Source organism: Marinobacter sp. CP1 (assembly GCF_001266795.1).
Taxonomy (GTDB): domain Bacteria; phylum Pseudomonadota; class Gammaproteobacteria; order Pseudomonadales; family Oleiphilaceae; genus Marinobacter; species Marinobacter flavimaris.
Map to the genome: position 1 here is coordinate 4,494,530 of NZ_CP011929.1, position 11,829 is coordinate 4,506,358.

Annotated in this window: 9 protein-coding genes; 2 read left to right on the forward strand and 7 right to left on the reverse strand. The window is 57.1% G+C overall.

Annotation, left to right across the window (positions count from 1 at the left end; translation table 11 throughout):
* Nucleotides 1-27 precede the first annotated feature (27 nt).
* The 3 genes from ACP86_RS20710 to ACP86_RS20720 form a co-directional block, all read right to left on the reverse strand.
* Nucleotides 28-1,971, reverse strand: a complete 1,944-nt coding sequence (locus ACP86_RS20710; protein ID WP_008171178.1) for an ATP-binding protein — start codon at nucleotides 1,969-1,971, stop codon at nucleotides 28-30.
* On the reverse strand, nucleotides 1,964-2,869 hold the full coding sequence (locus ACP86_RS20715; RefSeq protein WP_227507771.1) for a hypothetical protein: 906 nt from the start codon (nucleotides 2,867-2,869) through the stop codon (nucleotides 1,964-1,966). The genes ACP86_RS20710 and ACP86_RS20715 overlap by 8 nt, the downstream gene beginning before the upstream one ends.
* Before the next feature lie 104 nt (nucleotides 2,870-2,973).
* Nucleotides 2,974-5,124 (reverse strand): TonB-dependent receptor plug domain-containing protein, encoded by a 2,151-nt coding sequence (locus ACP86_RS20720; protein WP_039881866.1) that lies wholly within the window; start codon nucleotides 5,122-5,124, stop codon nucleotides 2,974-2,976.
* Between the two features lie 187 nt (nucleotides 5,125-5,311).
* Between ACP86_RS20720 and ACP86_RS20725 the strand changes: the two genes are divergently transcribed.
* On the forward strand, nucleotides 5,312-6,670 hold the full coding sequence (locus ACP86_RS20725; RefSeq protein WP_053113251.1) for an IS1182 family transposase: 1,359 nt from the start codon (nucleotides 5,312-5,314) through the stop codon (nucleotides 6,668-6,670).
* Nucleotides 6,671-6,849: 179 nt separating this feature from the next.
* A complete protein-coding gene (locus ACP86_RS20730) occupies nucleotides 6,850-7,494 on the forward strand; it encodes a hypothetical protein (RefSeq protein WP_008171171.1) in 645 nt (214 codons plus the stop codon).
* 14 nt (nucleotides 7,495-7,508) lie between these two features.
* On the opposite strand, the gene ACP86_RS20735 is transcribed toward ACP86_RS20730, so the two are convergent.
* From ACP86_RS20735 to ACP86_RS20750, 4 genes are all read right to left on the reverse strand, one after another.
* A complete protein-coding gene (locus ACP86_RS20735; RefSeq protein WP_053115301.1) occupies nucleotides 7,509-8,504 on the reverse strand; it encodes a bile acid:sodium symporter family protein in 996 nt (331 codons plus the stop codon).
* Between the two features lie 3 nt (nucleotides 8,505-8,507).
* On the reverse strand, nucleotides 8,508-9,185 hold the full coding sequence (locus tag ACP86_RS20740) for a FadR/GntR family transcriptional regulator (protein ID WP_008171167.1): 678 nt from the start codon (nucleotides 9,183-9,185) through the stop codon (nucleotides 8,508-8,510).
* Between the two features lie 79 nt (nucleotides 9,186-9,264).
* Nucleotides 9,265-10,761 carry a flavin-containing monooxygenase gene (locus ACP86_RS20745; protein WP_008171165.1) on the reverse strand — a complete coding sequence of 499 codons (1,497 nt, stop codon included), beginning with the start codon at nucleotides 10,759-10,761 and terminating at the stop codon, nucleotides 9,265-9,267.
* A gap of 84 nt (nucleotides 10,762-10,845) precedes the next feature.
* Complete coding sequence (locus ACP86_RS20750; protein WP_014577006.1) at nucleotides 10,846-11,757, reverse strand: LysR family transcriptional regulator; 912 nt, start codon at nucleotides 11,755-11,757, stop codon at nucleotides 10,846-10,848.
* Nucleotides 11,758-11,829: the final 72 nt, after the last annotated feature.

The window sequence follows — 11,829 nt, forward strand, 5'->3', positions numbered from 1 at the left end:
CGTCCGGTTCTGGGCGCCGGAACCTTTCTAGAGCTTGATCCAGCGGCTGAGCACTTCGCGGAGCATTTCCTTGCGAACAGGCTTGGCCAGATAGTCGTTCATGCCACAATCGAGACAACTCTTTTCCGTGCCGGGCAGAACGTCTGCCGTTAGTGCAATGATCGGTGTCCCAATCTGCGCGTTGCTCTGCTCCCATTCCCGGATATAGCGGGTGGCCTCGTATCCGTCCATCACGGGCATCTGACAGTCCATCAATATGATGTCGTAGCCTGTGTGGTTAGTGGTCACCCTGTCCAGTGCTTCCTTGCCGTTGTTGGCGGAATCGGTATGGAAACCCAATCGCTTGAGCATAGCCGTGGCAACGCGCTGGTTTACCGGGTTATCTTCCACCACCAGGGCGTGGCTGGTGCCATTAATCGTTTCCCTTGGCGGTGTCCCGGTCGGCTCGGGATCGATGGGTCGATCCGCCAACTCGAAGGGCAGCTCAAACCGGAACGAGGAACCCTTACCCAGATCCGTTTCCACCTGAATGTGCCCGCCCATGAGTTCAACCAGCCGCTGGACCAGGGACAGGCCAAGCCCGGTGCCCCCGTATAGCCGGCTGTTTCCGCCGTCGACCTGTTCGAAGGAGTTGAAAATGTCGTGAAGGCGCTCGGTCGGAATGCCGGACCCGGAGTCGCTGACCGAGCAATTCAGAATGATGCAGTTGTCTTCCAGGGCGAAAAAGCCCGCCTGGATATTGATAAAGCCATCGCCGGTAAACTTGATGGCGTTGTCAGCCAGCCCCGCCAGAATTTGCCGCAGACGTGCGGGGTCACCGATGACAACGGGGTTGTCCGGCCAGTCGCCAAAGAACTTGAGGTTGAGGGCTAGGCCCTGTTGCTCGGCGAGGTGTCGGTAGGTGGCGGTGCAGTTGGAAATCAGTTCCCGAAGGTTAAACTCCTGGCTGTCGAGCTTCAGGGTGCCGCTGTCCATCTTCGAGTAATCGAGGATGTCCCCGATGACGGTCAACAGATCCTCGGTGGACTGGCGGGCAGTGTTGAGGTATTCGCGCTGGCGTTGGGTAAGCGGTTCTTCCTGGATCAGATCGACCATCCCAAGCACCCCGTTCAGGGGCGTACGCAACTCATGGCTCATGGTTGCCAGAAATTCGGATTTTGCCTGATTTGCCATCTCGGCCTTTTCCCGGGCACCTTCGGAGGCGGCGAGGGTCTGGTCCCGTGCTGTTTTCAGGCCGGCCAGGTGATGAGCCAGCTGGTTGAGTTGCTCTTCAATGGCAACGATCTCCTTCGAACTCTGGTGAGTATTCAGGGGACGTTCCTGGTAGTCACCATCGGTGAGTTGACCGATTCGCCCGGCGAGGTCCCGTATCGGTGCCAGAATTGCTCCAAGGAAATGATTGATGATCAGAATGCTGAACAGCAGCAGGGCCACGCCAACGGCGATCGATGTCCAGAGAATATCCTGCCGCCTTTCGGCAAGAACATCCTGACTTACGCCAACCTGAACAGTGCCAACCCTCAGAGAACCGGAACCAAAGCCATAGTCTGGCTCAAACCACTCCGCAGTGCGCTCCGAACCAAATTCCAGGGGCTGCTGGAGAATCTCGGCTTCGTAGATCTGGTAGCGCTCGGGTGTTTCACCCGGGTTGATCGGTTCGTGGGAAACGAAGCCGAGTTGGTCTCCCATAACGTCAGAAACCCGGATCCAGTCGGCTTTGCTGCGACGCAGCGACTGGGAAAGGATCTGGTCCAGTGCCAGAGTGTTGCCAGAGACAACGGCGTATTCCAGGGCAGGGGCGAGGCTGTCGGCAAGCATCTGGCTGCTGTCGGAGAGATCCCGGCGCGCATCCTCAAGGCGCACAGACGTGAAGAACACCATCAGCACGATAAACATGACTATGGCTGGCAGAGCTCCGAGGAGCAGCAGCTTTCGGGACATGGGGCGCTGTTGTCTGTGGCTGTTATTCATCAGACGCCTCCCCATTAATCGCTAATTGTCGATCCACCCGTGTGGCAATATCCTCACGGCTCGGCAAGGGAATGTTCAGAGAACGTGCAACCTGGGCATTGACCTCGACCCGAAACTCTTCCGGATACGAGGGTTCCGGATATGCACCAGTTTCGAAAAAGGTCGATAAAAAGCTGCCAGCCATCTCAACCATTTCAGGGAACGGAGCGTAACTGGAGGCCAGGGAGCCTGCCTTGACATAAGCCTGAGTGGGGCCGATGACGATCTGGTTACGGCGGTAGGCGGTCAGCAGAATATGTTTGATGGTTCTGGGGTTGTATATGGCACTGTCTGGGGCGGCCAACAGAAAATCTCCATAACCCAGGGCCCGGACAAGTGTTGAGATCAGGTTGTCGTTGCTTTCTACCAGAAATATTCTGGCCGACATGCCATAGGCCGGTAGCTCATCAATCAGCGGTTCGTAAAGTTCCACCGAGTCTGCGGTTGCCAGCAGGGCTATCTTGGTCGCTTGTGGCAGGATGGCCTTTCCCGTCAGAGCTTGGCGGATCAGCGGCACGTCGTATAAAACCGCCGAGATCTGGCCCGGCGACCGCTCGGCAAAGGCGGAGATAAAGGACCGGTCGACCAGCATGGCCAGGATCGCTGCGGAGCGGTTGGCTTGGCGTGCCCGGGAGAAAGCGGCAGGGCCGACCGTAATGATCGGGCTGTTCTCCAGTGTGGCTAGTTGGTCGTCGGAGACCTCGTTCAAGGAGGTCGCTGGCCCCAGCTGCCGTTTCAGGAGAGCAGTCAGATGTTGATCTAAAGGTGCGTTGCCTGAGCCGACAAAATAAACGACCCGTGCCGGTGCCTCCTGGGCATTGGCAACCATGGCGGAAACAGAGAGATATAGAATCCACATGACCTTGATCAAAAGGCCCGGAGTTCCGTTTCTATGCCGTTTTCGGTGAATCGTGTCTGTCCTTCGCTCCATACCGTCCAGGGCTCACGCTTTCCTTGTTAAATTCAGAAACGAATCCCAGCTTCAACAAAAAACTGGTTCTGATCCTCAATCCGGTTGTCAGGGCTGATCCATGGCTTGGGGTTAAGGTAATGCTGGATCGTCAGTGCCAGCATATAACTGTAGTTGGTTCTGTCCACCCGACGTGCGAGCCTGAAATCGGCCCGCTCGAACCGGGTATTGCGCACTTCATTGGTCCAGTACATGGCCGCTGAGGTCATGAAGCCCATTGGCAGATCCTGGATCCAGGCAAAACTACCGGAGTCACGGGCGGAGAGACGGCCCATAAGATCTACGGCACGTTCCTGCTTGTCGACCGGAAGCGCGGCCGGGTCGCCAGTGTATCTGCCTTCCTGCTCAAGATACGCGTAGGTAGCCCGGAGCTTGGTTCCGGAAAACTCCAGCGAGGTTTCCAGCTCGACGCCTTCCTGCTCAAGATCAACGTTGTTTGCGATATACCATTCTTCCTCGTTTATAACGCCACTGATCATGTCATGGAAATCGTCGTTGAAGTAGCGCACTTCCACCGAGAGCAGGGCACTTTCCAGATGGAACTGGCCAAAGTAGCTGATCTCCCGGGAGGTGATCCACTCCTCTTCCAACTCCTGCCCGTAAGTGGACGTAGTCGGGTCCAGGATGTCTTCCACTTTGATTCTCTGGCCATCCAGTGCTTCAAAGGGTGGCTGAACGTTGGTCGGTGTATAGGACCAGTCCGGATTCTGCTCGAAGGCATCCGGTGTGCGGACCGCCCGGGAAAAGACAAACCGCAGCGCGTGGTTGTTGTTCAGGATAAAATTTGCCGCGGCTCTGGGGGAAAAATAGTCTTCATCGGTGGTCGTGGTCCGCTCCCAGTTGCCGCCTGCGTTGAAGGTCAGCCACCGAAAGGGCGAGTACTCAGCGTTGGCGAATACCCGGGATTGGTAATTGTCCCCTTTACCGTTAAAGAAGGTTTCGGAATTGAACGAGTCCTTGCGATAGCCCACACCGGAGACCAGCTTGAACTGGTCACTGAAAATAATGGTGTCCTGGAATTCAATTTCCTGCCGGGTTTCTTCCAGGTCTTCGTTCAGGTCAGCGATGAACGGACCCTGATCCTCGGGGAAGGGTGGGAACCCTGTCGGCAGCAGGGCATTGATCTCCGCTGCAGGCGCGGAAACGGTCCACCGCTGCCTCTGTCGCTGATTCTGATAGCTCGCCTGGATATGGTAGAAGTGGTCGGGCGAGGTCGCTCCGTCGAACCGGACATGGAGGTAGTAGTCATCCATGATAATGTCCGGGTTTGTGGTGGCGCCCAGCTTTCCGGACTTCTCGAGATCTTCTTCATTTACGCCATCCAGAACGCCTGCTCGCACGTCAACCGAATGCTGGCGGTCAATTCGGAATACGCTGTCGAAATTGAAGTTGTTGATGTCGTGGCCATCGTGAAAGGGGATCTCCTGGCCGCCATCAATCTGACTATCAAAGCCGTTGGATTTGCGCTTCTCGTACGACAACCGCCAACTTTTGTCGGCATCGGTATCGCCCACGGAGGTAAACGTGCGAAGGTGACCACGGGACCCAACCGAGGTGTAGGCTTCCACCCCCGCCGTGTCTTGCGGTGAGCGGGTAATGATATTGATGCTTCCAAGAAACGCGTTGATGCCATAGGCGGCGGAATTTGGGCCCCGGCTCACTTCAATACGTTCGATATTTTCCAGTGCCACCGGCATGCCCAGCCAATCTACGTCTGCGAGGCTGATTCTGTAGGCGGTTCGCCCGTCAATCTGAACCTGCAGGCGGCGTTGCTCGTATTGGGAAGTACCGCGATAGGTTGCCACCGGGTTGGTACTTCCCCAGTGGCCAACCACCATGCCCGGAACCAGCCGGAATGCCTCTACGAGGTTCATGATGCCGAGGTCACGGATCATGTCGCCGGTGATGATCGTGGTGGTGCCGGGAACCCTGAGTTTTGACTGGCGCAATCGTGTCGTAGTCAGTACTTCGGGGATTTCGCTTTGTTCGCCTTCGAGGGCAAGCAAGCCGGGCATGAAATCAGGTGTGTCAGTTTGGCCGAGCGCGGTAGCCGGAAGCAGGGCGGACAGGGCAAGGCTGATGCCGAAGCAGGTTGCCAGAGGGCGGCGGTCACCCATTCCTGCCGTTTTTGTCGATTGATGCATGGTTGACGTTCTATAATCTGCCGAGAAAAAAGGATAAAGCGGTTTTATTATGATTAGGTCCTATCGTAAGGGACTACAGACAGTTTGTCTCTCTGAAATGTAATAAATCTAGCAGCCTGTCGGACTTAACCAAGCAGTATCGACATGAGATAATCGGGGCAACACGGGCCACAACCGGAATTCACTGATGGGACATTTCGTAATAGCTGACCGGGACACCGACTTCCTGCTTCCACCGTCTGTTCAAGACTGGTTGCCTGAAGACCATCTGGCCCGTTTTGTCGTCGAGGTCGTTGATCAGCTCGATCTGTCTGAGCTAACGCGGCAGTATGCCGGGCGCGGCTCACGGGCCCATCATCCTGCCGTATTGCTCAGCTTGTTGATTTATGGATACGCGACCGGCGTTTTCTCCAGCCGCAAGATTGAGCGCGCTACCCACGACTCGATTGCGTTCCGTTACCTGGCGGCCAACACGCATCCGGATCACGACACGATCGCCACCTTCCGCCGTCGCTTTCTTCCTCAGGTTGAGGCTCTGTTCGTGCAGGTCCTGCTGCTGGCGCGGGAAATGAATCTGGTGAAGCTGGGGCGGATCGCCCTGGATGGTACCAAGGTAAAAGCGAACGCCAGTAAGCACAAAGCGCTGTCCTATGCCCACGCAAATAAGATTGAGGCGCAGCTCAAGGCGGAAGTGAACGCACTCGCCGCTCAGGCGGAGGCCGCAGATCAGGCACCAGTACTTGAGGGTATGGATATCCCCGCCGAAATCGCCCGGCGTGAAGCCCGATTGGAAGCGCTGGCAGACGCCAAGCGGGCCATAGAGGCGCGAGCACAAGAACGCTTTGATCAGGAGCAGGCCGACTACCAGCAAAAACAGGCCAAACGGCAGGCCCAGAGGGACGCCGGAAAAAAGCCCCGGGGCCGGGCACCTAAACCACCGCAGCCCGGCCCTCGGGATACCGATCAAGTGAACCTGAGCGATGACGAATCGCGCATCATGCCCGTCTCCGGCGGGGGCTTTGAGCAGTGTTATAACGCTCAGGCCGGAGTGGATACCGAGACGATGCTGGTTGTCAGTACCCACATGACCCAGGCGACAAACGACAAACAGCAGATTACTCCAGCCCTGACCCAGATAGGTGCGTTGCCGCAGGCCCTGGGCACCGTCACTGATCTGCTGGCCGACACGGGCTACTTCAGTAAAACCAATGTTCAGGCGTGCCGGGAAAATAACATCCAGCCGTCACTGGCGGTGGCCCGCGATCAACACCATCTGTCCGTATTTGATCGATTCGCAGCCGATGAACCAGCGCCTGTCACGAACGACCCGGTGGTGCAGATGAAACACCGGCTCACTACCCAATCTGGGCGAGCGCTGTACGCCTTGCGAAAACAAACAGTGGAGCCCGTGTTCGGAATTATCAAGCAGGTGATGGGCCTGAGGCAGTTCTCGATGAGGGGGCTGAAGAAGGTTGCAGGCGAATGGACGTTAGCCACGCTGGCATGGAACGTAAAGCGTATGAGCGTGTTGAAAATGGCGGTGTGAGGGCCTTTTGCCGCCATTTTAAGGCCTTTCATGGTGTACTTTAGGTGCCATTGAGGCCAATCTGTGCACCCCGATGGCCACTTGCGGTGAAAGTCGGGAGCCAAGCGAACAAGATCACTTTAAACGCTGTCTGTCAGGTGCAAGTCCGACAGGCTGCTAGGCCCGGGAGTTGCAGCTTTATGAATTGTTGGGAAATCCTTGGAATTGAGCCGACCGGCGATCGCCGGAAGATCCAGGATGCGTATGAGCAACAGCTCAAGTTTGCTTCGGAAGACGAGGCAAAGAGCCTGGAAGCGGCTTTCCGGGAGGCAGTCGGGGACGATCCGGGCCCGGTAAAGCAGGCTTCTGACACGGTTCAGACTGAACCGCATCGCGAGGTGCAGGACGAGGAGCCTGATCGTCCGCTGGATGCCAACGAGGGCCAGGTGGTTCGTGAGGTGGTTATCCAGATCAAGGCCTTGCTCAATGACTCCTCAAGAAGCAAGGACCCGGGCATCTGGAAAGCCATTCTGGACGAGCCGCCCGCCGATCAGCCGCGGTTGCGACGCGAGATTGGTCGCCAGTTGGAGCCCCAGATACGGCCGATGGCGGAAAACGGTACCTTTCCGGCGCCGGTGGCCCAGTTTCTCGGTGAGTGGTTCGACTGGTTCACTGTGGAGCAGGCGCCTGAGGCGGCCGACGATCGGAATTACCCGGAACCCGATATGGCTGAAGAGCAGGGCGAACAGCCACCGCAAATGGTCAATTTCTGGCCGGCGGTGATTGGCTGGATTGTAGGGCTGGCGATTCTTGCCACACTCTTTGGCGGAATGGGTGGCGGTTGATTTCGCCGCCCGGATCAACCCGTTTTCTCTGCATTCGCCCTTTCAATTTTATCCCGGTACTTCTGGGCCAGGAAGGCTCCGACGATAACCTGTATCTGGTTGTAGCACATGATCGGTAACACGATCATGCCGAAGCCCGGGTGCCCTGAGAACAGGACCTTGGCCATGGGCAGACCAGACGCCAGGCTCTTTTTGGAGCCGCAGAACACCACCGCGGCTTCATCCTCCAGGCTGAACCCGAATCGCCGTACCAGGAACCTGGCAAACACCATGAATAGCAGCAGCAAGCCCAGGCACAGCGCAATGGCGAAAAGGATGGCCTGCAGGGGCAGATTCTCCCAGAGTCCGCTCTCTACCGAATGTGAAAAAGCGGAGTAGACGATCAGCCAGATCACGCACTGATCGTATCGGGCCATCAGTGTTTCGTTTCTGCCAAGAAATCCGCCGAGCCATGGTCGGAGCGCATGCCCAACCGCAAAAGGCAGCAGCAGTTGCAGAACGATGTCTTTCAGGGCTTCCGCTACGGAGAAATCCCCACCGCCGGACGTGCTTACCAACAGCAACAGCAGGAATGGCGTCAGCATCATGCCAAAGACATTGGAGGCGGCTGCGCTGCAGATTGCCGCCGGAACATTGCCCCGCGCCATCGCGGTATAGGCGATGGAAGAGGACACCGCCGACGGCAGGACGCCCAGGTAAAGAAACCCCAAACCAAGATCTTTCGGCATCCAGGATGGTGCGATATTGCTGAGGCCGTTAATCGGCAGCACCGCAAGTGGAAAAAATACGAAGGTGAGCGAAGTGATCAGAATGTGCAGCCGCCAGTGGGTGGCACCGGCAATAATCTGGTCCCGGGACAGCGCTGCGCCATGGAAAAAGAAGAGCAGGGCGACGGCGACCGTTCCGGCGGTGGCCAGTGCCTCGCCTGCCTGGCCAGTTGCAGGCAGAAAGGTGGCTAATACGATGGCGCCCAGGAGCAGCAGGGTAAAGGTGTCGATCCGGAACTTCATGAATCAGGACTCCCGACGCTTCAAGGCCTGGAGGCTGGGTTTCAAAAGCGCCCTTGCCAGGGATTCTGCCTTGCCCTCATCCTGACGCCGGACCGCCGCGAGCAGGAGTTCATGGTCTTCCTGGGAGGGTTCCGGCAGGTCTGCGTCGGTTTCGGTCTGCTCGATGGTCTGGCTGACAGCGTGGGAAAAGTAGTCGTAGAGCTCGATCAGCGCTGAGTTATGAGAAGCGGCAACCAGGGCATGATGGAAGGCTTCGTCGTGCCGGATGCGAGCCTGCAGGTCATCTCCCGCTTTGGCGCGAGCATCGAGGGCTGTGGTCATGTGCCGGAGATCCTGTTCTGTCCGCCGGTGCCCTGCCAGCTTGGCGGCCTCCGTTTCCAGCATGATCCTGACCTCCAGCTGCTCCGCCAGCTGGGTGCGGGCAATTCTCCGCAGTGTCTCCCCGGCGTCCCGTGTCGCTCGTACGTATGTGCCATCCCCCTGGCGGGTTTCCAGCATCCCCACGTGTACCAGCACCCGAACCGCCTCACGAACCGTGTTGCGGCTTACTCCGAGGGATTCGGAAAGTTCTGATTCGACGGGCAGGCGATCGCCAACCGACCAGTCACCTTTTTCGATGGCGTTTCTGAGACTTTCGATAGCAGTCTCGACCAGCGAGCCTTTGCGAATACGTTCCAGCATGTGTATGTCATCCTTCTAACCTATAACCCAATCATCCTATGAATATGGCCGAGGTTCAAGGGCAAAGGCTTTCACCCGATTACCCCGCGGTCTGGCCGGGGTAAAGAAATTGGTAATCAGCGGTGTCTACCCGGCGGGTCGCGAACCGGTAGGTGAAGGTGAATCCCGGCCAGTTGATGGTATTGCGCCCATGCTCATCGAGGTACCAGGAGGTGCAGCCGGAGCTCCAGACCGTGTCTTCCAGGCCCTGTTGAACCACATGGGTGAAACGGTCCTGCCGGTCTTGCCGGACGTCCATGGCGGAGTGAGGGTACTTTTCGAGCGCCTCCAGACATTCCAGAACGTAGCGAAACTGGGACTCAAGCATGTACAGAATCGAGTTGTGGGCCAGGTTGGTGTTGGGCCCATAGAGCATGAACATGTTGGGAAAGCCACTGACGGTGATGCCTTTGAACGCCACAGCGCCGTTCTGCCAGGCCTCGTTCAGGGTCTTTCCGCCCCGGCCTGTTATCCGGATGGGTGACAGGAACTCCGAGGCCCGAAAACCAGTGCCGCAGATAATTGCGTCCACTTCATGGTGGTGTCCTTCGTGCGTAATGACGCCGGACTCGTCAATGTGGTCAATAGGGTCGGTAATAAGATTCACGTTCGGCCGGTTGATGGCCGGATACCAGTCGTTGGAAATCAGAATCCGTTTGCAGCCGATCTTGTAGTCTGGAATGATCTTTTTCAGCTTGGCGGGATCTGTGACCTGTTTTCTGGCCTCCCGCTTTGCCATGTTCGCGTAATACTCGAGAAGGCCACTGAATTTGGTGAAAGCGAGGGCGCGACTCTCGTTTTTCCAATAAATGAGGTATCGATAAAGGCGATCCCAGGCCGGCACTTTCTGGAACAGCGTCTGCTCCCAGCGCTTGAAAGGCCGATCCGGCTTGGGCAGGACCCAGGCCGCCGAGCGCTGAAACAGGTCCAACTGCTTTACCTTCGATGCAATCTCCGGAACAAACTGAATGGCACTCGCGCCAGTTCCAATGACCGCCACTCGTTTATCGGAGAGGTCGTAATCATGATCCCAGCGGGCTGAATGGAACATCTTGCCCTGGAAAAGGTCCAGGCCCTTCAGGTTTGGCCAGGCAGGTTGATTGAGCTGTCCGGTGGCGGTGATGAGTACGTTGGCGGTCAGCTGCTCACCGTTTGCGAGAGTCACCGACCATTGATTTGTTTCGTCGTCAAACGCGGCTTCCTGCACCTCGGAGTTAAACCGGATGTGACTGCCCAGGCGATATTTCTGAACGCAGTGCTCCATATACCCGAGTATTTCGGGCTGCAATCCGAATTTCCGCGACCAGTTGTGCTTGGGTTCGAAGGAGTATGAATAAAAGTGGGATTGCACATCGCAGGCGGCACCGGGGTAGGTATTATCACGCCAGGTACCTCCAACCCGGTCGGCTTTTTCCAGCAGGGTCAGGTTATTGAATCCGGCCAGTTTCAGTTTGATGGCCATGCCCAGACCACCAAAACCGCTACCGATAATCAGAATGGACGGGTGTTCTCGCAGGCTGGCTTGGCTCATGATCATATGTCCGGCGTTATTATTGTGGTCTTTCCGCTTCAGTATACGGATGTAAGTCAGCCTTATGGATGACATTTTTCGCCACTCGGGCTAGTCAGAATGACCAATCGGCGTCCGGGTCAGGTAATTGTCCTGAGTCTGGGATAGCAGTTCCCTGAGTGCCGGCGTCTCGAACTGGCGCCGGATACTGATGGCGTAGAACTCCTCGAAGACGCCTGGCAGGGCGCCGTAGTCTGCAAGGGTTCCGCTCTTCATTTCGTCGCGCACGACCACCGGAGGCATGATGGCGAAATGACCGGTATCCCGGGTGAGAAGTCGCATCATCGCCATATCATCCACCTCGGCGGCGATGTTGGGACGCAGCCTGTGATACTCGCACAACTGGTCGAAGGCCTGGCGTATGTTGTTGTCCGGGCCCGGCACAATCAGGCTCCGGCCACGCAGTACGTCGACAAAATCGCCCTGAACGTCTATTCCCCGCGGCCCGATGATGCTGACCGGCTGCTTGGCAATCAGCCGTGACCGCCAGGGATTCTGTTCATCTCCCTGTACCGCCTGGTTTGCGAGGATCAAGTCCAGTCGATGCGCCGAGAGCCGTCTTAGCAGCTCATCCATGTGGCTACTTTGCAGGCTCAACTCAAGGTCTTCGCGGTTCAGCAGCGGCTGAAGAAAGCCTTCCTGGAAGTTACGGGAGAGGGTGGCCACCGCCCCGATCCGGAGTATCTCGCGGTTTGGTTGAGCGCCGGAGGCGAACAATGCCGTCAGTTCCTCACCCTGGCGGAAGATCTCCTCGGCGTAGGAGAATGCCATTCTCCCGGCTTCAGACAGCTTGAGGCGCCGCCCCTCGCGAATGAAGAGGTCGTGTCCCAGGCTGTCTTCCAGCTTGCGTATCTGACCCGACAGCGCCGACTGGGAAATATGCAGCGAGTCAGCTGCCCGCGTCAGGTGACCGGTTCGCGCGACCTTCCAGAAGTAGTAAAGGTGATGGTAATTCAGCTTCATGTGATTTCGTTCTCTAAAAACGAATGATCTGATAAGTATAAACCATTTTTTATATGTGACGAGGATCGGCAA

Coding starts and splice junctions, on each gene's coding strand:
- ACP86_RS20710 (WP_008171178.1), bottom strand. CDS start 1,971: ATGAATAACAGCCACAGACAACAGCGCCCCATGTCCCGAAAGCTGCTG.
- ACP86_RS20715 (WP_227507771.1), bottom strand. CDS start 2,869: ATGTGGATTCTATATCTCTCTGTTTCCGCCATGGTTGCCAATGCCCAG.
- ACP86_RS20720 (WP_039881866.1), bottom strand. CDS start 5,124: ATGCATCAATCGACAAAAACGGCAGGAATGGGTGACCGCCGCCCTCTG.
- ACP86_RS20725 (WP_053113251.1), top strand. CDS start 5,312: ATGGGACATTTCGTAATAGCTGACCGGGACACCGACTTCCTGCTTCCA.
- ACP86_RS20730 (WP_008171171.1), top strand. CDS start 6,850: ATGAATTGTTGGGAAATCCTTGGAATTGAGCCGACCGGCGATCGCCGG.
- ACP86_RS20735 (WP_053115301.1), bottom strand. CDS start 8,504: ATGAAGTTCCGGATCGACACCTTTACCCTGCTGCTCCTGGGCGCCATC.
- ACP86_RS20740 (WP_008171167.1), bottom strand. CDS start 9,185: ATGCTGGAACGTATTCGCAAAGGCTCGCTGGTCGAGACTGCTATCGAA.
- ACP86_RS20745 (WP_008171165.1), bottom strand. CDS start 10,761: ATGATCATGAGCCAAGCCAGCCTGCGAGAACACCCGTCCATTCTGATT.
- ACP86_RS20750 (WP_014577006.1), bottom strand. CDS start 11,757: ATGAAGCTGAATTACCATCACCTTTACTACTTCTGGAAGGTCGCGCGA.